General features: G+C 67.8%; 22 protein-coding genes. 10 read left to right on the top strand and 12 right to left on the bottom strand.

All coding sequences use genetic code 11. The features are described 5' to 3' along the window. Nucleotides 1-96: 96 nt before the first annotated feature. Entirely contained in the window at nucleotides 97-876 is a 780-nt protein-coding gene (locus tag ACO2TI_RS10660) for an oxepin-CoA hydrolase, alternative type (RefSeq protein ID WP_423284172.1), read from the top strand. Between the two features lie 32 nt (nucleotides 877-908). After that, a complete protein-coding gene (locus tag ACO2TI_RS10655) occupies nucleotides 909-1,622 on the top strand; it encodes a histidine phosphatase family protein (protein ID WP_423284170.1) in 714 nt (237 codons plus the stop codon). On the opposite strand, the gene ACO2TI_RS10650 is transcribed toward ACO2TI_RS10655, so the two are convergent. Then, nucleotides 1,610-2,386 (bottom strand): class II aldolase/adducin family protein, encoded by a 777-nt coding sequence (locus ACO2TI_RS10650; RefSeq protein WP_423284168.1) that lies wholly within the window; start codon nucleotides 2,384-2,386, stop codon nucleotides 1,610-1,612. The genes ACO2TI_RS10655 and ACO2TI_RS10650 overlap by 13 nt on opposite strands. Before the next feature lie 113 nt (nucleotides 2,387-2,499). Here ACO2TI_RS10650 and ACO2TI_RS10645 point away from each other — a divergent pair, with 113 nt between their 5' ends. Genes ACO2TI_RS10645 through ACO2TI_RS10635 form a run of 3 tightly spaced genes read left to right on the top strand, consistent with a single transcriptional unit; the run spans nucleotide 2,500 to nucleotide 5,609 of the window. Further along, nucleotides 2,500-3,204, top strand: coding sequence for a Crp/Fnr family transcriptional regulator (locus ACO2TI_RS10645; RefSeq protein ID WP_423284166.1), 705 nt, complete (start codon nucleotides 2,500-2,502; stop codon nucleotides 3,202-3,204). A 47-nt stretch (nucleotides 3,205-3,251) separates the two neighbouring features. Beyond that, nucleotides 3,252-4,352, top strand: coding sequence for a phosphotransferase (locus tag ACO2TI_RS10640; RefSeq protein WP_423284165.1), 1,101 nt, complete (start codon nucleotides 3,252-3,254; stop codon nucleotides 4,350-4,352). Between the two features lie 15 nt (nucleotides 4,353-4,367). After that, the gene (locus ACO2TI_RS10635) at nucleotides 4,368-5,609 is read left to right on the top strand and encodes an acyl-CoA dehydrogenase family protein (RefSeq protein WP_423284163.1); all 1,242 of its coding nucleotides are present in this window, start codon (nucleotides 4,368-4,370) and stop codon (nucleotides 5,607-5,609) included. 61 nt (nucleotides 5,610-5,670) lie between these two features. Here ACO2TI_RS10635 and ACO2TI_RS10630 read toward each other — a convergent pair whose 3' ends face one another. Next, the gene (locus ACO2TI_RS10630) at nucleotides 5,671-6,423 is read right to left on the bottom strand and encodes a hypothetical protein (protein ID WP_423284162.1); all 753 of its coding nucleotides are present in this window, start codon (nucleotides 6,421-6,423) and stop codon (nucleotides 5,671-5,673) included. An 85-nt stretch (nucleotides 6,424-6,508) separates the two neighbouring features. Between ACO2TI_RS10630 and ACO2TI_RS10625 the strand changes: the two genes are divergently transcribed. The 3 genes from ACO2TI_RS10625 (at nucleotide 6,509) to ACO2TI_RS10615 (ending at nucleotide 9,736) form a co-directional block, all read left to right on the top strand. Then, complete coding sequence (locus ACO2TI_RS10625; protein WP_423284161.1) at nucleotides 6,509-7,201, top strand: glutathione binding-like protein; 693 nt, start codon at nucleotides 6,509-6,511, stop codon at nucleotides 7,199-7,201. A 191-nt stretch (nucleotides 7,202-7,392) separates the two neighbouring features. Continuing rightward, the gene (locus ACO2TI_RS10620) at nucleotides 7,393-8,343 is read left to right on the top strand and encodes a helix-turn-helix domain-containing protein (protein ID WP_423284159.1); all 951 of its coding nucleotides are present in this window, start codon (nucleotides 7,393-7,395) and stop codon (nucleotides 8,341-8,343) included. 343 nt (nucleotides 8,344-8,686) lie between these two features. Next, entirely contained in the window at nucleotides 8,687-9,736 is a 1,050-nt protein-coding gene (locus tag ACO2TI_RS10615) for a helix-turn-helix domain-containing protein (protein WP_423284158.1), read from the top strand. Between the two features lie 114 nt (nucleotides 9,737-9,850). On the opposite strand, the gene ACO2TI_RS10610 is transcribed toward ACO2TI_RS10615, so the two are convergent. The 8 genes from ACO2TI_RS10610 to ACO2TI_RS10575 all read right to left on the bottom strand — a co-directional run bounded on the left by ACO2TI_RS10610 (nucleotide 9,851) and on the right by ACO2TI_RS10575 (nucleotide 16,694). Then, entirely contained in the window at nucleotides 9,851-10,750 is a 900-nt protein-coding gene (locus ACO2TI_RS10610) for a heme o synthase (RefSeq protein WP_423284156.1), read from the bottom strand. A gap of 10 nt (nucleotides 10,751-10,760) precedes the next feature. Then, nucleotides 10,761-11,072 carry a cytochrome C oxidase subunit IV family protein gene (locus ACO2TI_RS10605; RefSeq protein ID WP_423284154.1) on the bottom strand — a complete coding sequence of 104 codons (312 nt, stop codon included), beginning with the start codon at nucleotides 11,070-11,072 and terminating at the stop codon, nucleotides 10,761-10,763. Nucleotides 11,073-11,080: 8 nt separating this feature from the next. Then, a complete protein-coding gene (locus ACO2TI_RS10600) occupies nucleotides 11,081-11,782 on the bottom strand; it encodes a heme-copper oxidase subunit III family protein (RefSeq protein ID WP_423284153.1) in 702 nt (233 codons plus the stop codon). Between the two features lie 23 nt (nucleotides 11,783-11,805). Continuing rightward, complete coding sequence (locus ACO2TI_RS10595; RefSeq protein ID WP_423284152.1) at nucleotides 11,806-12,453, bottom strand: cytochrome c oxidase subunit 3; 648 nt, start codon at nucleotides 12,451-12,453, stop codon at nucleotides 11,806-11,808. 37 nt (nucleotides 12,454-12,490) lie between these two features. Next, complete coding sequence (ctaD, locus tag ACO2TI_RS10590; RefSeq protein WP_423284151.1) at nucleotides 12,491-14,254, bottom strand: cytochrome c oxidase subunit I; 1,764 nt, start codon at nucleotides 14,252-14,254, stop codon at nucleotides 12,491-12,493. A gap of 91 nt (nucleotides 14,255-14,345) precedes the next feature. Further along, nucleotides 14,346-15,467, bottom strand: coding sequence for a c-type cytochrome (locus ACO2TI_RS10585; RefSeq protein WP_423284150.1), 1,122 nt, complete (start codon nucleotides 15,465-15,467; stop codon nucleotides 14,346-14,348). A 117-nt stretch (nucleotides 15,468-15,584) separates the two neighbouring features. Beyond that, nucleotides 15,585-16,094, bottom strand: coding sequence for a hypothetical protein (locus ACO2TI_RS10580; RefSeq protein ID WP_423284149.1), 510 nt, complete (start codon nucleotides 16,092-16,094; stop codon nucleotides 15,585-15,587). A 63-nt stretch (nucleotides 16,095-16,157) separates the two neighbouring features. Continuing rightward, the gene (locus tag ACO2TI_RS10575; RefSeq protein WP_423284148.1) at nucleotides 16,158-16,694 is read right to left on the bottom strand and encodes a DUF1269 domain-containing protein; all 537 of its coding nucleotides are present in this window, start codon (nucleotides 16,692-16,694) and stop codon (nucleotides 16,158-16,160) included. A gap of 227 nt (nucleotides 16,695-16,921) precedes the next feature. Between ACO2TI_RS10575 and ACO2TI_RS10570 the strand changes: the two genes are divergently transcribed. Beyond that, entirely contained in the window at nucleotides 16,922-17,821 is a 900-nt protein-coding gene (locus tag ACO2TI_RS10570) for a recombination-associated protein RdgC (RefSeq protein WP_423284146.1), read from the top strand. A gap of 40 nt (nucleotides 17,822-17,861) precedes the next feature. Here ACO2TI_RS10570 and ACO2TI_RS10565 read toward each other — a convergent pair whose 3' ends face one another. Next, nucleotides 17,862-18,242, bottom strand: a complete 381-nt coding sequence (locus ACO2TI_RS10565; RefSeq protein ID WP_423284145.1) for a hypothetical protein — start codon at nucleotides 18,240-18,242, stop codon at nucleotides 17,862-17,864. Further along, nucleotides 18,239-19,240: a LysR substrate-binding domain-containing protein gene (locus tag ACO2TI_RS10560; protein ID WP_423284144.1), complete on the bottom strand. Its 1,002-nt coding sequence runs from the start codon at nucleotides 19,238-19,240 to the stop codon at nucleotides 18,239-18,241. Before ACO2TI_RS10560 ends, ACO2TI_RS10565 begins: the two co-directional genes overlap by 4 nt. Nucleotides 19,241-19,377: 137 nt before the next feature. Here ACO2TI_RS10560 and ACO2TI_RS10555 point away from each other — a divergent pair, with 137 nt between their 5' ends. Then, nucleotides 19,378-20,199 carry an alpha/beta hydrolase gene (locus ACO2TI_RS10555; RefSeq protein WP_423284142.1) on the top strand — a complete coding sequence of 274 codons (822 nt, stop codon included), beginning with the start codon at nucleotides 19,378-19,380 and terminating at the stop codon, nucleotides 20,197-20,199. Nucleotide 20,200: the final 1 nt, after the last annotated feature.

Genomic DNA, 20,200 nt, shown 5'->3' with positions numbered 1-20,200 from the left:
GCTTGAGCAAGGGGCTGCGCCGCGTTCTGGCGCGCGATAGCCGTGCAATGTTGTGCTGAAGGCACAATCTTCCGTCGTCTTCGAAACATCCATGCCATGACCGCCGAACTGCGCACCGAACGCCATGACGCCACGCTCGTGCTCACGCTGAGCGACCCGTCGGCGCGCAATGCGCTGTCGCCGCAGGTCTCGGTGGCCGCGGTCGAGGCGCTCAACGTCGCCGAGACCGACCCGCAGGTGCGCGCCGTGGTCATCACAGGCGACGGCGCGCATTTCAGCGCCGGCGGCAACCTGAACCGGCTGGCGCGCAATCGCGAGCTCGAACGCGAGGTGCAGGCCGCAAGCATCGATGCGCTGCATCAGTTCATCGAGGCGCTGCGCGCGTTTCCCAAGCCCGTTGTCGCCGCCGTCGAGGGCGCGGCGGCGGGCGCCGGCTTCTCGATCGTGCTGGCCTGCGACCTCGTGATCGCCGCCGAGAACGCGCGCTTCTCGATGGCCTACGGGCGCGTCGGACTGTCGCCCGACGGAGGTGGCAGCTGGCATCTCGCGAACGCACTGCCCCGTCCGCTGGCGCTGCGCTGCCTGTGGCTCGGGGAGCCGCTCTCCGCGCGCGAGCTGCAGGCGCACGGCCTTGTCAATGACGTGACAGACGCCGGCCGGGCGCTGCCGCAAGCTCTGGCCATCGCCGAACGCCTTGCGCGTTGCGCGCCGAACGCAGTGGCCAGCGCCAAGGAGCTGGTCAACCAGGCGCGCGGCAGCGCGCTCGGCGACCATCTGGCAGCCGAACGCAGCCACTTCGTCGCCAACCTCTTCCACGCCAATGCCGGCGAAGGGCTGCAGGCCTTCTTCGAAAAGCGCGAACCGCGCTTTCGCTGAAGCCGCTGCGGTCCGGCGACCGGCCGCATGACATGAAGCCACCACGCCGCCGCCGGCTGTACCTGATGCGTCACGGCTCGGTCGACTACTTCCGCGCCGACGGCACGCCGGTGCCGCCCGAGACGGTACCGCTCAATGCCGATGGCGAGCAACAGGCCGATGCCGCCGGCGCGCTGTTCGCGCAGGCCGGCGTGCGCTTCGACCGCGTGGTCGTCAGCGGCCTGCCGCGGACCGTGCAGACCGCGCAGCGCGTGCTCGCGGCCAGTGCGCAAGCGCAGCCTCTGACGCACGACGACGCGTTGCAGGAGATCCGCGGCGGACGGCTTGCCGACATTGCGCCCGAGCAGCTCGAGCAGGCCTTCGTCGGCGCGTTTCGCGGCGGCGCGCAGATCGAGACGCAGCGCTTCCTCAACGGCGAGTCGATCGGCGAGCTTCTCGACCGCGCCTTGCCCGCCTTCGAGCGCTGGCGCGGCGACGCCCAGTGGCAGTGCCTGCTGATGGTGCTGCACGGCGGCGTGAACCGAGCGCTGCTGTCGACGCTCATGGCCGGCCAGCGCGCGTTCTTCGGCGCGATCGAGCAGCAGCCGGCATGCATCAACGTGATCGATCTCGGCGACGACGGCCATGCCGTGATCCGCGCGATCAATCTCGCGCCGACGCAATGGCTGCACGAGCGCGAGCGCTACACGACGATGGAGAAGCTGTTCGGGCAGTACCGCCGCATTGCCGAGGCTCAGGAGCGGTAGCTCGGGTCGATCCGGTCGAGACGTCGCAGCAGACCCGGCCAGGCGAGCGCTCCCGCGCCTGCACCGCGCGTCACCGCCTTTGCCTGCTGCTGGGACGTGGCGATGATCGATGCGTCGATCGGAATCAGCTCGCCGCCGCCCGACTGGGCGCGCACCTGGATCGTGCAGCAGGCCTCGAACAGGTACATCGACAGGAAGGCATCCGCGACCGTCGGTCCCACGGTCAGCAGGCCGTGGTTGCGCAGCATCAGCCAGGTCTTGTCGCCGAGGTCGGCCACCAGGCGCGGCTTCTCGTCGTCGCGCAGCGCGACACCCTCGTAGTCGTGATAGGCCAGGCTGCCCAGCACAAAGATCGACTGCTGAGAAATCGGCAGCAGCCCACCCTTCTGGGCCGATACCGCCACGCCGTTGAGCGTGTGCGTGTGCAGCACGCAGGCCGCGTCGTGGCGCACCGAGTGCACCGCGCTGTGAATCGTAAAGCCCGCGGGGTTGACGGGGAACGGCGAGTCGTCGAGCTTGTTGCCGGCAAGGTCGATCTTGACCAATGACGAGGCGGTGATCTCGTCGAACATCAGTCCATACGGATTGATGAGGAACTGATCCTGCGTACCAGGCACGCGCGCCGTGATGTGCGTGAAGACGAGGTCGTCCCACTTGAACAGCGCCACCAGCCGGTAGGCCGCAGCGAGGTCGACGCGCACGCGCCATTCTTCGGCGCTGACCTCGCCGTGGCGCGATGGAATGTGCAGATCGGCGGCATCCACTTCGACGCTCCTTTTCGCGGGAAGACACGCAGCAGACCACGCACGCGGCGCGTGGACAATAGGGTTCGCACGCAGGGCGAAAGCGCCTTGCGATGTCGCGTCAGGGACAAGCCATGAACAGCCCCGTGCTTACCATCGAAGAGCAGCAAAACATCGAATCGGGCCCTTGGTTCAGCAAGCTCTCGCCGGCGCTTCGCAGCGCGATCCTGGCTCGCTCCCTGGTGCGGCGACTCGCCGACGGCACGCCATTGGCCTCGCGCGGTTCCACGCCGCTCGAATGGTGCGGCGTCGCCAAGGGCGCCGTGCGCGTGAGCTCGGTGTCGCTGTCGGGCAAGCAGATCACGCTCACCTACGTCGAGCCCGGCACCTGGTTCGGCGACATCTCGCTGTTCGACGGCCTGCCGCACACGCACGATGCCGATGCGCACGGCGACACGACGTTGCTCGTGGTGCGCAAGCCCGATTTCAAGGAGCTGCTCGCCCAGCACGTCGAGCTCTACGAGGCGCTGCTGCGCCTGAACTGCCGGCGCCTGCGCCTGATGTTCGATCTCGTGGAGGACCTCAACACCAAGCCGCTGTCCGCGCGGCTGGCCAAGCAGATCCTGCTGCTCGCGCGCAGCTACGGCATCGCCCAGGGCGAGGAGATCCGCATTGGCCTGGCGCTGGCGCAGGAGGACCTCGCGCAGATGCTAGGCGCTTCCCGCCAGCGCGTGAACCAGGAACTGAAGGGCTTCGAGCGCGAGGGCGCCGTGCGCGTCGAGCCGACGCGGCTCGTGGTGCTGTCGCGCGAGAAGCTGCTCGCGATCTCTGAGAAATAGCGAAGCGGTCGCCGCCCCGGGCTGCCGCGAGGAGACGAGAAGACCTCATGGACGCCTACACCGGAACCCGCCCCGTCGCCGACTCGCACGCCTTCGACGTGGGCGCGCTCGAAGCCTTTCTGCGCGAGCGGCTCGACGGCTTCAAGGGCCCGCTCACCGTCGAGCAGTTCAAGGGCGGGCAATCAAACCCGACTTACAAGCTCATCACGCCGTCGCGCGCTTATGTGATGCGCGCCAAGCCCGGCCCCACCGCCAAGCTGCTGCAAAGCGCGCACGCGATCGACCGCGAGTACCGCGTGATGGACGCGCTGGCCGCAAGCGACGTGCCGGTCGCGAGGATGCACCTGCTGTGCGAGGACGAGTCGGTCATCGGTCGCGCCTTCTACGTGATGGACTTCGTCGAAGGCCGCGTGCTGTGGAACCAGGCGTTGCCCGACCACACGAACGCCGAGCGCGCGGCGATCTACGACGAGATGAACCGCGTGATCGCCGCGCTGCATCAGGTGGACTTCGCCGCGCGCGGCTTGGCCGACTACGGCAAGCCCGGCAACTACTTCGAGCGCCAGATCGGCCGCTGGACAAAGCAGTACCAGGCATCCACGGTGGCGGGCGCCGAGCCGGCGCCGATCGACGCGATGGAGCGGCTGATCGAATGGCTGCCGGCGCACATTCCCGCCGGTGCGCGCGACGAGTCGCAGGTCTCGATCGTCCACGGCGACTACCGGCTGGACAACCTCATCTTCCACCCCCGCGAGCCGCGCGTGCTCGCTGTGCTCGACTGGGAGCTCTCGACGCTGGGCCATCCGCTGGCCGACTTCAGCTACCACTGCATGAGCTGGCACATTCCGCCGGGCGCGTTCCGCGGCATCGGGGGGCTCGACGTCGCCTCGCTAGGCATTCCGAGCGAGGCCGAGTACATCCGCCGCTACTGCGCGCGCACCGGCCGCGATGCCGCCAGCCTTGACGCCTTGGTGACGGACTGGAACTTCTACATGGCCTACAACCTGTTCCGCATCGCCGGCATCCTGCAAGGCATCGCGAAGCGCGTCGTCGACGGCACCGCGTCGAGCGCGCAAGCGAAGCAGGCCGCTGCCGGCGCTCGGCCGCTGGCCGAACTGGGTTGGAGCTTCGCGCAACGCGCGCGCTGAACGAGGAGAGGCATGATGGACTTCGAATACTCGCCGCGGACCAAGGAACTGCAGGCGCGCCTGCAGTCCTTCATGGACCGCCACATCTATCCGGCCGAGGCGCGCTACGCCGCCGAGATCGAGGCCAACACGCGGGCCGGCAAGCGCTGGACGCCGCTGCAGACAATCGAGGAGCTCAAGCCCAAGGCGCGCGCCGAGGGCCTGTGGAACCTGTTCCTGCCCGCCAGCGCCGACGGCGCGCGCAACACCTCCGGCGATTACGGTGCGGGCCTGAGCAACCTCGAGTACGCGCCGCTGGCAGAGATCATGGGCCGCGTGCTGTGGTCGAGCGAAGTGTTCAACTGCTCGGCGCCGGATACCGGCAACATGGAGACCATCGTTCGCTACGGCAGCGCCGAGCACAAGAAGCGCTGGCTCGAGCCGCTGCTGCGCGGCGAGATCCGCAGCGCCTTCGCGATGACCGAGCCTGCGGTCGCGTCTTCGGACGCGACCAACATCGAGTCGAGCATCCGGCGCGACGGCGACGACTACGTGATCAACGGCCGCAAGTGGTGGATCTCGGGCGCGGGCGATCCGCGCTGCGCGGTCTACATCTTCATGGGCAAGACCGACCCGGACGCGCCCAAGCACTCGCAGCAGTCGATGATCCTGGTGCCCGCCGACGCGCCGGGCATCAAGGTCGTGCGACCCCTTCAGGTGTTCGGCTACGACGACGCGCCGCACGGCCACTGCGAGATCACGTTCGACAACGTGCGCGTGCCGGCGAGCAACATCCTGCTCGGCGAGGGCCGCGGCTTCGAGATCGCCCAGGGCCGACTCGGCCCGGGCCGCATCCATCACTGCATGCGGCTGATCGGCCTGGCCGAGCGCGCGCTCGAGTTGATGTGCAGGCGCGCGTCGTCGCGCACCGCGTTCGGCCGCACAGTCGCCGAACAAGGCGTTACGCGCGAGCGCATCGCCGAGGCGCGCTGCAAGATCGACATGGCGCGCCTGCTCACGCTCAAGGCCGCCTGGATGATGGACGTGGCCGGCAACAAGACCGCCAAGGCCGAGATCGCGATGATCAAGGTCGTGGCGCCGAGCATGGCTTGCCAGGTGATCGACTGGGCCATGCAGGTGCACGGCGGCGGCGGCATGTGCGAGGACTTCCCCCTCGCCTACTCCTATGCGATGGCGCGCACGCTGCGTTTCGCGGACGGCCCCGACGAGGTCCATCGCAACGCGATCGCGAAGATGGAGCTCGGCAAGTACGCCTGAGCGCCCGAAACGACGAAGCGCCCGCGAAGGGCGCTTCGTTTGCACGACGGCCGTCGGCGGCTCAGTGCTGCCGGTCGTCGAGATCGTCCGGCAGGTCTTCGTAGGCGGTCTGCCAAGCCGTCGACATGGTGGTCGACCAGCCCTGCTGCTGCGCATTGACCTCGGCCGCAACCGCCAACGCCCGCTCGGCCGCGACCTCATAGAGCTTCAGCAGCGCCTCAAGCTGTTCGGCGCTCGGCTGCAGTGACTCGACGCGCAGGTAGAGGCGTCCACGCAGCGTCATCAGTACGAAGGGATCGTCGGCCTGCAGCCAGTCGCGAGCGGCCTCGGCGAGCCGGGCAGCCAGCTCGCCCTCCAGCCAGCCGTTGACCGGTGCCGCGGCCGAACCCACGGCGCTGAAGCGATGCCTCAGTGGCTTGAGCGCAGGCACCTGGGTCTTCTGGAACATCGCGAGCCAGCGCATCTCCTCGGGCATGCCGGAATCGAGGCGGGTCTGCATGCCTTCCGTGAACATCGCATAGGCGGCCTGCTCGAGCTCCTCGGCCAGACCACGCGAGATCACGAGCATCTGCAGACCCTGAGGCAGACCCAGCTCCATGCGCAGCCGCAGCTCGCGGTCGAGGATGTAGCTGCGCTGCGGCGCACCCCACTCGAGCCGCCAGGGATGGCGATGCATGTCGCCTTCGATCACGAGGCCTTCGCCTTCACGCACGCGCTTGACTTCATAGTCGTGCTGGCGCGCCCATTGAACGAGACCGCGGCCGTCAGGCCCTCCCGGCTCGCGTGCGAACCAACGCTTGAACGATTCGAGCATGTGCGATGGAGATCGACTAGAGTCGTGCGCAACGCCAGACCGGCCTTGACCGGCGGATACCCCGCGCAATGCAGAGGTGGCAGCAATGATCGAAGTGTATTCCTGGGCCACGCCGAACGGGCACAAGGTCCACATCATGTTGGAGGAATGCGGGCTGGCCTACCGCGTGATCCCGATCGACATCGGCGCCGGCGATCAGTTCGAGCACGCCTTCCTGGCCATCAGCCCGAACAACAAGATCCCGGCCATCGTCGACCCCGAGGGGCCGGACGGACAACCGATCTCGCTGTTCGAGTCCGGCGCGATCCTGCTCTATCTGGCAGGCAAGACGGGCAAGCTCCTGCCTTCCGACGTGCGCGGCAAGTACGAGGTGCTGCAGTGGCTGATGTTTCAGGTAGGCAGCATTGGCCCGATGCTCGGCCAGAACCACCACTTCCGCATCTACGCGCCCGAGAAGCTGCCCTATGCGATCGACCGCTATACCAACGAAGCGCGGCGGCTGTATGGCGTGATGAACACCCAACTCGCCAAGCACCGGTACATCGCCGGCCATGAATACAGCATTGCCGACATCGCGATCTTCCCGTGGCTGCGCTCCTGGAAGAACCAGGGCATCGACTGGGCCGACTACCCGCATCTGAAGGGGTGGTTCGACGAGTTATCCAGTCGCCCGGCCGTGACCAGAGGCGTCGCCGTGCTGGCCGATCGCCGCAAGCCGCTCGTGGACGATCGAGCGCGCGAAGTCCTGTTCGGTGCGGAGCAGTACCGCAAGCATTGATCGGGGGCACCCGCGACGCGGAAACAGGGGGGATCCGCCGGCGCTCAGGCAGAGACTCCGGCTGGCACAGGGGGCCTGGGCGGATTACATTGCGCGGGGCGGCCGGGCCGGGCCTGGCTTGGCTCATTCGGCGCCAACTTCCCTGCGCACGGCGGACACTGCGGACAACCGCGTTCGAACGGTCATCGATCATGAGCGGTAGCAAAAGCACCCATACGGGCCGGCAAGCGGCGACACCGACGGCGCCGTGGATCCACGGCATCGGCCACGGCCATACCCCGACCACTGATTCGTCCCAGTTCGCGCAGGGCGATATCGAGCATCGCTCGCTGCCCGGGCTGGACGTCTTTGTCGTTCGATCGCGAACCGACGTCGTTCAGGATCATCAGCCTTCGTCCTTGGAGACGTCGAAGCCCTCGTTTCTCGTGAGCCTTCAGGTCGAAGGCCACGCGACGGTGCGGCAAGACGAACGCGAGGCCCTGCTCGGCCCCGGCGATTTCGCCCTCTGCGACAGCAGTCGGCCGTACCGCCTGTCGCTCGAGGCGGGCAGCGAACAGATCGTACTGCGGCTTCCCGCGAACGCATTGCTGAGCGCGGTGCGCGAACTGGGACGCTGGACCGCCACCAGAGTGCCCAGCGAACACATCGAAGGCCTGCTGATGGTCGAGATGATCCGCACACTTTGGCGGGACTACGAGACTCTCGAACCCGCGACGCGCTTGGCCGTCTCCAACGGCGTGGTCAACCTGGTGATCGCCGGCTTGCACACCCTCGCGCCCGCCGATGCGGCCGCCGCGTCCGATGCGTCATTCGCCCATCTGGAGCGCATCAAGCGCCTGGTCGATGCGCAGCTCAGCGATCCCGACCTGACGGTCGGATCGATCGCGCGGCAGCTCGGCTTGTCGTCCGGGCATCTGCATCGGGTATTCAAATCCGAAGCGGTGCCGCTGGCACATTACATCTGGCTGCGCCGACTCGAAGCTTGCAGCCGCGACCTCCTCGATCCGCGGCTGTCGTCGCGTTCGATCGGCGAGATCGCCTATCGACGCGGGTTCAAGGACGCCGCGCATTTCAGCCGCTCTTTCAAGGACCGCTTCGGCATCTCGCCGCGCGAATGGCGCGGCACCTACGGCGAACGCTGACACGACGCCACGGAGCCGGCGCCTAGGCAGGTGCTGCTGCGACGCAGCACAGGCACCACTGCGCGCGTCAGGCTTGTCTCCAGAGCGCTCCACACTTGCTCAATCGTCGCCATGACGAAGGTGTGACGCACATTGTTCGCCCGAAGACATTCGCCAAGCACGGGCGGGCCGAGACTTTCCAGAACCCAGCGACCACGTACATCGGCGAACGGTCTCGTTCGCCAAGTCGCCGGGCAGACGGGGAGTATTCGTCAAGATGAGCAGTCGCCTCTCAGCAGCACCCTTGACCCAAGTCGATGCCGCCGTTGTCCTGGCATCGCACAGGCAGCACCCAGTCCCGCCATTGAGCCACGGTGTCGAACATCGTCGTCACGTGCTCGACGCACCGTTCGCGGCGCCCCCCAAGCCGCTGTTCGACGGGGCAAACCTTGCAGCCACGCATCACCACGCCAGTACCGAGGAAGTCGCGCCGGACCAACGGTTCGCCTACTGGCTCAACATGATCTGCAACACCTTCGTCGATCTCGAGTACGAGCCTCAGGCCGCGACAGCCTTCCACGGCGAGATCACGTCGCTGCGTCTGGGCTCCCTGACGGTTGGCAACATCCGCTCGAACGCAGCGCGCGTGCGCCGTACGCCCGATCGCATCCGGCGCGAGCCCGAGGCTTACTACCTAGTGCAGATCCAGCGCCAGGGCACGGGGATCGTCTGCCAGGACGGGCGTTCAGCCGTCCTCAAGCCCGGAGACTTCGCGCTGCACGACAGCACGCGCCCTTTCGAGCTGATCTTCGACGACCAGAGCCACGACGTCACCACCTTGCGCCTGCCCTGCTCCGCGCTCGACATCCATGTTTCCAACATCCACGAGCTGACCGCAACCGCGGTCAGCGGTTCGGTAGCCGCCGGCCACCTTCTGGCCTCGATGGTGACCATGCTGGCGCGGGACTTCTCTCGCCTGCCGACGCCGGCCGCGCAAAGCCTGTCCGAAGCGATCACCAGCCTCGTAGCGGCCGGTTTGCGAAGCCTGCCGGTCGCCAACCTCAAGCGGCCCACCAACCTGCAGGCCTATCACGTCGGACGCGTACACGCCTACGTCAACGAGCACCTGCGCGATCCCGACCTGTCGGTCGCTGCCATCGCGCGTGCACTGGACATGTCGGCGGACCACCTCTCCAGGATCTTCAAGCACGAGCCGATGCCGCTGTCCAGGCTGATCTGGCAGTCGCGGCTTGCCGCCTGCACGAAGGATTTGCACGACCCGAAGCTTCGCCACCGCAGCATCAGCGAGATCGCTTTCGCCTGGGGTTTCAACGATGCCGCGCACTTCAGTCGAGCCTTCAAGGAACGCCACGGCATGTCGCCCCGGCAGTGGCGCGCCGGCCAGCCCGTCTGACGCGGCCACTGCCTCGCCGACGGGCAATCCAAGCCGGCACAAGCACTGGCGCGGCTTCGGCGGCATCGTCCACGGCCGATGCACAGGTTTGCCCACAGGCGCTGTTGATATCTCTCAGACCATGTAGCGGTCGAGCAGCAACGCCGAGAAGAGGCCACCGAGGTAGGCGATCGAGAAGCGGAAGGTCGGCATCGCGTGGGCCTCGTCGCGCTGCAGCAAGTACGCCAATCGAATGAAGCGCAGGCCCAGCACCAGCGCGGCGACGAGATAGAGCCAGCCGCTCATGCCGATCGCAAACGGCAACAGCGTCACGCCGACCAGCAGGAGCGTATAGAGCAGGATGCATCGCGCAGTGAATGCGACGCCATGGGTCACCGGCAGCATCGGCACTGAAGCCCTGGCGTAGTCCTCACGTCGGTGGATCGCCAGCGACCAGAAGTGCGGCGGCGTCCACACGAAGACGATCAGGAAAAGCAGCAACGCCTGCGGGTCGACCTGGCCGGTCACGGCGACCCAGCCCAGCAGCGGCGGAGCGGCGCCGGCAGCGCCTCCGATCACGATGTTCTGCGGCGTCGCGTGCTTGAGAAAGAGGCTGTAGACCACGGCATAGCCGAGCAGCGAGGCCATGGTGAGCGCCGCGCACAACAGGTTGGCCACGCTCAGCAGCAGCCACAGGCCGACCATCAGAAGGCCGCATGCAAACGCAGCCACCTGCCACACCGACAACGCACCGCGCGGCAAGGGGCGCGCGCGGGTACGCGCCATCAGTGCGTCGATGCGCCTGTCGACCAGGTGATTCACTGCCGCGGCACTGCCGGCCACGAGCGCGATGCCGGTCGGCGCGAGGATCAAAAGAGGCCATGGCAGCGGCCCGCGGCGCGACAGCAGCATGCCCACCACCACCGTGATCAGCATCAATGCCACGACCCGCGGCTTGGCCAGCGCCACGTACTCGCGCCACGCCGGACGCGCCCTCGTGGCGAATGTCAACGGCGACTCGGCGGCGCGGGCCACGGGTCGCGCCTCAGCGGAAGAACGCCAGCCGCGTCAGGAACGTGTGGTCCGCCTCGGCCCACATCAGGCCCACCAGGACCATCAGCGCCAACGGCGGCAACAGGATCGCGTAGATCAAGGCCAGCCGTTCCCAGGCCATATGCATGAAGACGGCCACGATCAGGCCGGCCTTGAGCATCATGAAGATCAGGATCAGGCTCCAGCGCAACAGGCCTTGGAGGTGGAAGTAGTCCACCATGTAGGACATCGCGCTGAGAACGAAGAGCAGCCCCCAGATCTTGAGGTAGAGGCCGATCGGATGCTGCTGGCCGGTGTCGGACATGGCTCACCTCACCACAGGTAGAACAACGCGAAGATGAACACCCACACGAGGTCGACGAAGTGCCAGTACAGGCCGGCAATCTCGACGATCTGGTAGTTGCCGCTGCGTTCGTAGCGCCCCGCCCTCACGCGTTGCGCGACGATCAGCAGGTAGATCACCCCGGCCGACACGTGCAGGCCGTGAAATCCGGTGATCATGAAGAAGCTCGAGCCGAACTGCGCCGCGCCCATCGGATTGCTCCACGGGCGCACGCCCTCGGCGATGAGCTTGCTCCACTCGAAGGCCTGCATGCCGACAAAGGTGGCGCCCAGCACGGCCGTGGCCAGCATCAGCGCAGCGCAGCGCGAACGGTCGCGCCGGTAGGCAAAGTTGACCGCCATCGCCATCGTGCCGCTGCTGGTGATCAGCACGAAGGTCATGATCGCGATCAGCAGCAACGGCACGCTCGCACCCCCGACGTGCAGCGCGAACACCTCGCTCGGGTTCGGCCACGGCACCGTGGTCGAGGTACGCACCGTCATGTAGCCGGTCAAGAAGCTGCCGAACACGAAGGTGTCGCTCAGCAGGAAGATCCACATCATCGCCTTGCCCCAGGGCACGGCGAAGGCGGCGCGATCCCCCGCCCAGTCAGAGACGACGCCCTGCCAGCCCTCGCGCTGCGACGTCGCCTTGGGCGCATGTTCCGAGCGGGCCATCGGGACGCTGCTCATGATGTGTCCTTTCCTTCGGGCTTTCAGCTCACGCCGCAGATCGCACGCGCCAGCTCGGGCGTCATGCCGCCGATCAGCGCAAGCAGGGCCAGCCAGACGATCAGCAGGAAGTGCCAGTAGCGCGCGAGCAGCCGCACCCGCGTCGCGCTCGTGCGCTCGTCCCAGGCGCGCAGCACGCGTGTCCAGGCGAGCAGCCCGCCGGCCACGTGCAGGCCGTGCATCGCGGTGAGCAGGAAGAAGAAGCTCGCGGCGACCTGCCCGCGCGGCAGCACCATGCGATCAGCCAGCGACAGCCAGGCCCAGGCCTGCACCGCCAGAAAGCCCAACGCCAGCACGCCGCCCAGCCGCACCGCATCGCGCGCCGCGCCGTGGTCACCGCCTGGCACGCGCGACGATGCCCACGCCAGCGCGCCGCTGGCGCCCATCAGCAACGCGCTGCTCAGCCACAGCTGCCACGGCAAGACGACCGGCACCCAGTCGTTCGAAGCCGCGCGCATCACGTACGCGGCCGTGAACAACGAGAACAGCGAGGTCGCGACACCGAAGAAGACCCACAGCGCGATGCCGCTGGGTGACGTGCCGGCACCATGCCGCCAGGCCGCGCTCGACGGCTGCTCGGGCAGCTCGCCGCCACGGTCGGCGGCGGTACGAAGCGTGGTGGTCGCGCTCATTGGGCATCCTCCGTCTTGTGCACAGCGGCCAGGCGGTTCATGCGACGGCCCCTTCGGGCCGATGCCCGACGCGATCCTCCGCCCCGCCCGCCTCGGCCGGCGCGTTCTGCGCGATGAAGTCCTCTGGCGCGCCCGGAACGCTGTAGGCATAGGCCCAGCGGTGCACGACCGGCAGCGCCGGCCCCCAGTTGCCGTGCACCGGCGGAGTCTGCGGCGTGAACCACTCGAGCGACGCGGCCCGCCATGGATTGGATCCCGCCTGCCTGCCGCGCACCGCGCTCCACACCAGATTGAAGATGAACACCAGCTGGACCGCGCCGACGATCAGTGCGACCACGGTGATGAACTCGTTGAGCTGGTGCGCCGACGCCGGGAACGACTGGTAGCCCTCGTAGTTGTAGTAGCGCCTGGGCATGCCCAGCACGCCGAGGTAGTGCATCGGGAAGTAGATCGCGTAGGTGCCGAGGAAGGTGACCCAGAAATGGAACCGGCCCAGGCGGTCGTCGAGCATGCGCCCGGTGATCTTGGGGAACCAGTGGTAGATCGCGCCGAACACCACCAGCAGCGGCGCCACGCCCATCACCATGTGGAAGTGCGCGACAACGAAATAGGTGTTCGACAGCGGAATGTCCACGCTGACATTGCCCAGGAACAGACCCGTCAGCCCACCGATGATGAAGGTGCAGATGAACGCCAGCGCGAACAGCATCGGCACCGAGAGATGGATATCGCCGCGCCACAGCGTCAGCAGCCAGTTGTAGACCTTGATCGCGGTCGGCACCGCGATGATCAGCGTGCTGGTCGCGAAGAAGAAGCCGAAATACGGGTTCATGCCGCTGACGAACATGTGGTGCGCCCACACGACGAAGCTCAAGCCCCCGATCGCGACGATGGCCCACACCATCTGCCGGTAGCCGAAGATGCACTTGCGAGCGTGCACGCTGATCAGGTCCGACACGATGCCGAACGCCGGCAGCGCGACGATGTAGACCTCGGGGTGGCCGAAGAACCAGAACAGGTGCTGGAACAGCAGCGGGCTGCCGCCGCGGTAGTCGCTCACCTGGCCCATCGACACCAGGGCAGGCATGAAGAAGCTCGTGCCCAGTGTCTTGTCGAGCAGCATCATCACGCCGCTGACGAACAGCGCCGGAAACGCCAGCAGCGCGAGGATGGTGGCGACGAAGATGCCCCACACGGTGAGCGGCATGCGAAGCAGCGTCATGCCCTCGCAGCGCGCCTGCAGCACGGTCGTGACGTAGTTGAGGCCGCCCATCGTCGCCGCGACGATGAAGATCACCAGCGACACGAGCATCAGGATGATGCCCCAGTCATGACCGGGCGTCCCTGGCAGCACCGCTTGCGGTGGATACAACGTCCAGCCCGCGCCGGTGGGCCCTCCCGGCACGAAGAAGCTCGCAAGCAGCACGATCACCGACAGCAGGTAGACCCAGAAGCTCAGCATGTTGAGGAAGGGGAACACCATGTCGCGTGCCCCGACCATCAACGGGATCAGGTAGTTGCCGAAGCCGCCGAGGAACAGCGCGGTCAGCAGGTAGATCACCATGATCATCCCGTGCATGGTGACGAACTGGTAGTAGTGCTGCGGGTCGATGAACTCGAAGCGGCCCGGATATCCCAGCTGCAGACGCATCAGATTCGACAGCACCAGGCCGACCACGCCGACCGCGATCGCTGTGCCTGCGTACTGGATCGCGATCACCTTGTGATCCTGGCTCCAGACGTACTTGGTCCAAAAGCTCTGCGGGCCATGATCGTCGTGACCTGCGTTGGCGTAGCTCATTGGAGATCCTCCGTGCTGCGCACTGCGGAATTCGCCTTGGGAGCGGCCCTGCGGCTCATGGATGTGTGCCTCGTGTTGCGGCGCTTGCTGCCTACTGCGCCTTCATGTAGCCGATCAGCGCCGCCATCTCGTCGTCGCTCAGCTCGCTGGGCGGCATCACCGGCGCAAAGCCCTTGACCACCTGCGCGCTCGGCGTGCGCACCGAACTCTTCAGGTACTCATCGTCGACCTTGACCTGGCTGCCGTCGGCCATCGTCTCGGTCTTGCCGAACAAGCCTTTCCAGGTCGGACCGACGCCCGCGCTGCCGTCGACGCTGTGGCATGCGGTGCAGCCCTTGGCCTGCGCGATGGCGCGGCCGCGATCGGCCAGCGAAGCTTCGCCGCCCGCCGTCGGCGCTGCCGGTGCGGCACTCTTCGCGGCCGCGAGCGCGGCACCGAACGACGGCTGCGCGGCCACCCAGCCGCGATAAGCCGCGTCGTCCTCGACCACCACATAGCCGCGCATGGCCGCGTGCCCGACGCCGCACAGCTGCGCGCACATCGCCTCGTAGCGTCCGACGGTCGTGGGCGTGAACCAGAAGGTCGTGACCATGCCCGGCACGATGTTCATGCGGGCGCGAAACGGCGGGACGTAGTAGTCGTGCAGCACGTCGTGCGCGCGCAGCAGCATCTTCACCGGCTTGTCGACCGGCAGATGCAGCTCGTTGCCGAGCACCAGGACATCGTCGCTGCCCTTGGCGTCGGCCGGGTCGATGCCGAAGGGGTTCGCGGCCGCGACGAACCGTGCGTCGGTGCCGCCCAACGCGCCGTCGGGCCCCGGCAGGCGATAGCGCCATTGCCATTGCTGCCCCAGCACTTCGACCACCATGGCGTCGGCGGGCGGCTTGACGTACTCGGCATAGACGTAGAGGCCCGGCGCCAGCAGCGCCGCGATGCCCACCGATGTCCAGACCGTCAGCCGCCGCTCGAGCCGCGGGTTCTCCGGCTCGTACGCCGCGCGCCGGCCGTCGTTGCGATGGCGATAGCGCACGATCGCCAGCACGACGAACAGGTTGAGCACGATGAAGAACAGGCCCGTGATCACGAGCGTGATCGTCAGCGTGTGGTCCATCTGGGCCCAGTTGGACGCCAGCTTCGGCGCCCACCACGGGCTGACGAAATGGAACACCACCGAGGCGATGACGATCACGATCAGGGCGACGGCCATGACCATGTCCGACCTCCATCGCGCGCCGCGCTGGGGCACGCTTGAACCATGCGAGCCACCGGGCCCGCCCTCCACCCGCCGCCAGGACTTCGGCGGCCTCCAAGCGGCGCTAGGGCCGCCGCGCTACGGCGAGCCGAGCCGCCGTTCGAGGAACCGATACAACCAGGCGGCGACCATGCCGAACAGCACGTGGTTGATGGCCATCGGCCAGCCGCGGATCTCGGCGAACCACGTGAACACGCGCGTCATCCCGTAGAAGTTGATCAGGTACAGCGCCAGCCCGAAGACGGCGCCGGTCACGAGCACGAGGCCGGTGCTCGAATCGAGGCGGAAGCCCGCGATCACGAAGCCCAGCGCAATGCCGAACAGCACGCCAAGCGCATAGTGGGTGACCAGCGCCACCAGCACCACATCGAGCGCGAAGCCGTTCGACTGCAACGGCCCCGGTCCCATCACGATCGCGGCGATCATGCGCGCCGCATGCCAGCTGTCGCTGCCGCCGACCAGCGCCGGCCACAGCAGCTCGATCACCATCAGCACCGCGCCGGCCGCGAGGCCGGCCACGCCCGCGGCGACCCAGTCGGGATCGCGGTGCACCCACTGGTGGGACTGCAAGCGCATGTGCATGTCCATCTTCATCTCCTGGATGGCGATCAAAACGAAACGCGGCGGCCGAGGCCGCCGCGCCGCCTGGCATCAGGGAAACGCAGGGATGTTGGGCTCCTCGCCTTCGAAGCGCGCCTCCGGATGCGAGGCCGCGAGCAGCGCCTCGATCTCCTCGACGCGCGAACGCGGCACGTCGACCATGAGCAGGATCTGACCCTGCTCGAGCGCGCCCTGGAAGCGCCGCAGCCGATAGCTCGGGGTCGAGATGCCGATCATGCTCGAGGCCCAGGCGCCGATCGCGCCGCCGAACAGCGACAGCACCGCTGCGACGCCCCACTGCCTGGCGTCGACCGCACTGGCCGTGCCGTCGCCGAACACCGGGAAGAACAGCGCCACCGCGGTGCCGACCACGCCGCCGGCGACGCCGCCGATCACCAGACCGGCCTGCGCCGCGCGCAGCACGTCGGAGGTCTGCAGCACGTTGGCCGGGTGCAGCCCGGCGTTGTCGCTGCCCTCGGGGGTGACGAAGTGAATGTGCTGCTCGGCGATCCGCGCGAGCAGCAGATCACTCATCGTCCGTCTGGCACTCGCCAGATCGGGCAGCAGCCAATAGATGCGTCTGCGCATTTGCTTCCTCCTTCATCACGGTAGTGACCCTGGAGTGGACGACGCGTCTCTTATACGCCTGCCATGCATGCGTGAAAACCGCGTGAACGCGGATACCCATGAGCGCAGTGATGCAAAGGCGCCCGGACGTTGTCGCACAGGTACCCACGGTCCAACCGTAGACAATCGCCGCCTTCCGCGCCGTGGGGCGATGCCCTGCAGCCACATTCCCTGTTGCCGAGAGTGCCTTGTTCAAGAACCTGACCGTCTATCGCATCGGGCCGACCTGGTCGGCCACCGTCGATCAAGTGCAAGCGAGCCTGGAGGCCTCGCGATTCGTCGAATGCGGCGCCACCGAGCCGATGTCGGCCGGCTGGGTCCCGCCGCGCGGCGAAGGACATCACGCGCTGGCGGAAAGCGTCGGCGGCCAGTGGCTGCTCAAGCTGATGATCGAGCAGCGCGTGCTGCCCGGCGCGGTCGTCAAGCGCCGCACCACCGAGCGCGCACAGGCGATCGAGCAGGAAACCGGCCGCAAGCCCGGGCGCAAGCAGACCAAGGAGATCAAGGAGCAGGTCGTGCTCGAACTGCTGCCGCTGGCCTTCACCAAGCAGGTGGCGGTCAACGTCTGGATCGACCCGCCGCAGCGCCTCCTGATGATCGACGCCGGCAGCCCGGCGCGCGCGGGCCAGGTGATCACGAAGCTCGTGAAGGCGCTCGACGGCTTCTCGGTCGCGCCACTGCAGACCGCGCAGTCGCCGGCCGCGGTGATGTCGGACTGGCTGGCCAGCGGCGATCCGCCGGCGGCCTTCAGCGTCGACCGCGACTGCGAGCTCAAGGCCCCCGACGAGTCCAAGGCCGTCGTGCGCTATGCGCGCCACCCGCTCGACCCCGAGGAAGTGCGCCGGCATCTGGTGGCCGGCAAGCAGCCCACGCGCCTGGCGCTCACCTGGCAGGGCCGCGTGTCCTTCGTGCTGACCGACGCGCTGCAGATCAAGAAGCTCGACTTCCTCGAAGGCGTGGTCGAGGGCGCGCGCGCCGAACACAAGGATGAAGCCTTCGACGCCGATGCCGCGATCGGCACCGGCGAGCTTCGCCGCCTGATCCCCGAGCTGGTCGACGCGCTGGGCGGCGAACTCGAGATGGCCTGACAGGCGTCAGCCGCCGCCGCGGTGGGCGTGGCGGCTCGACTCAGCCCTCCTCGGCTTCGATCACCAGCGCCACGCGCTGCGCGCCGCCGCCGACCTCGGTCGTCGCGACGATCCGCAGCGGCCGCCCGGCCGGCACGTCGCGCCGAAAGTGAACGTCGAGCGAGTCGCTCGCGCCGGGATTGGCTGTGTCGATGCGCCGCGACCACTCCTGCGCACCGTCCACCGACACGCGCATCGCGTGCCATGCGCCTTGCGTGTCGTCGCGCGTGCGCACGATGAAGCGGCAGTCGATCTCGAAGCGCCGCTCGCGCTTGAGGTCGGCCGGGATGTCGAGCACGGCGACATCGCCGCCGTCGACGCGCGCGGACCAGTGCTCGCGAGGCGCAGCCTCGTCTTCGCGGACGCGGTGCCGACGCATCATGCCGGCACCGCCGAGGAGGTTGTCACCGCCGCCGCCGCGGCCACGGGCTCGGCCGGCTGGGCGCGTTGTCCGCGCGGCAGGCTGCTCTTGCAGCACATCAGGTCGTCGCGCGCGAACAGCTCGGCCACCCAGTCCACGAACACGCGCAGCTTGGCGCTGAGGTGGCGATTGGGCGGATAGACCACGTGGATCGGCACCGGGTCGGAGCACCAGTCGGCCAGCACCGGCTCGAGTTCGCCGTTGCTGATGTGCTCCTGGAACATGAAGGTCGCCGACTGCACGATGCCCAGGCCGGCCACGCCGGCGGCCGTATAGGCGTTGGAGTCGTTGACCGACACGTGGTAGTGGCCCATGACCTCGATGCGCTCGCCGTCCTTGTTGAAATCCATCGGGATCGCGCGGCCGGTGCGCGCCGAGAAGTAGCCCACGACCTTGTGGCCTTCCTCGAGCTCGCTGGGGTGCTTGGGCACGCCGTGTCGCTTGAGGTAGCCGGGGCTGGCCGCCGCGATCATGTGGAACTCGGCAATGCGCCGCGCCACCAGCGACTGGTCGGTCAGCACGCCGCCGCGGATCACGCAGTCGACGTTCTCGCTGATCAGGTCCACCGGCCGGTCGCTGACGCCGAGGTCGATCTGGATGTCGGGGTAACGCACGTGGAAGTCGGGCAAGGCGGGGACCAGCACCAGCCGGCCCACCGAAGCCGGCACGTCGATGCGCAGCCGCCCGCGCGGATTGGCCTTGGCGTGCGACATGCCGGCCTCGAGCTCTTCGATGTCGGTCAGCACGCGCAGCGCGCGCTCGTAGTAGGCCGCGCCGTCCGAGGTGACCGTCACGCGCCGCGTCGTGCGGTTGAGCAGCTTGGTCTGCAGGTGCGTCTCCAGCGTCTGGATCAGCCGCGTCACGGTGGGCTTGGGCAGCTCCATCGAATCGGCTGCCTTGGTGAAGTTGCCCGCCTCGACGACGCGCACGAAGGCCTGCATGGCGGTGAACTTGTCCATCGACTCACTCCTCGGATCAGGCGGCGGATTATTGCCACCATGAAACAAAGCATGAGCGGCATGGCTATTTATTGAACGCCGCTCGATCCCTATTGTTCGCTGCCTCGAACCACCGCCTTTGCGGTGGAGATGCAGCGATGAAGCCCACCCCCCTCGACGTCACCGACCGACCGCACCGCCTGCGCCTGTACGGCCAGCGCCCGCAAGGCGCGTCGGCGCCGCTCGTGCTGCACTTCCACGGCGGCCACTTCGACGCCGGGAACCTGGACAGCGGCCGCGTCGTCGCGCAGATGCTGGCCGACGCCGGCGCGCTGGTCGCGTCGATTGATTACCCGCTCGCGCCCGAGCACCCCTTCCCGGCCGCCGCCGAGGCCGGCTACGAGGCACTCGCGTGGCTGCAGCGCCAGCGCAGCAAACTTGCCGGCGCCGGATCGACGCTGTGGGTCGCCGGCGAGGAAGCCGGCGGCAACCTCGCTGCCGCCGTCGCGATGATGGCGCGCGACCGCCGCGAGCCGCCGCTGGCCGGCCAGATCCTGCTGTCGCCGATGCTCGACCCCTGCCTGGCGACCGCGTCGCTGCGCAAGGCCGAGGCCGGCAAGGTCGGCTGCCGCTGGGCCGACGGCTGGCACCACTACTTCGCCGGCCGCGTGCTCGACGGCGACCACCCCTATGCCGCGCCGGCGCGCGCATCGCGCCTGGCCGACCTGCCGCCCACGCTGCTGGTCACGGCACACGACGACCCGCTGCGCGACGAGACGCGCCACTACGCGAAGCGCCTGCGCGCGGCCGGCGTCGCGGTGCAGGAAGTGACGCTCGCCGGCCCGACGGGTTGGCCCTGCTCCTTCATGGACCCGGCCTGCGGCAGCGCCGCCTGGACCGCCGAACTCAACGAACCGTTGCGCCGCCTGCTGGCGACGACGCCGACACCGACCCCTTCGATTCATGCAGCAAGGAAGTAGA

The sequence above is a fragment of the Caldimonas sp. KR1-144 genome, from assembly GCF_049446155.1.
GTDB lineage: Bacteria > Pseudomonadota > Gammaproteobacteria > Burkholderiales > Burkholderiaceae_C > Rivibacter.
The sequence above is the reverse complement of the archived record's forward strand: the minus strand, read 5'-3'. Positions and strand labels throughout refer to the sequence as shown.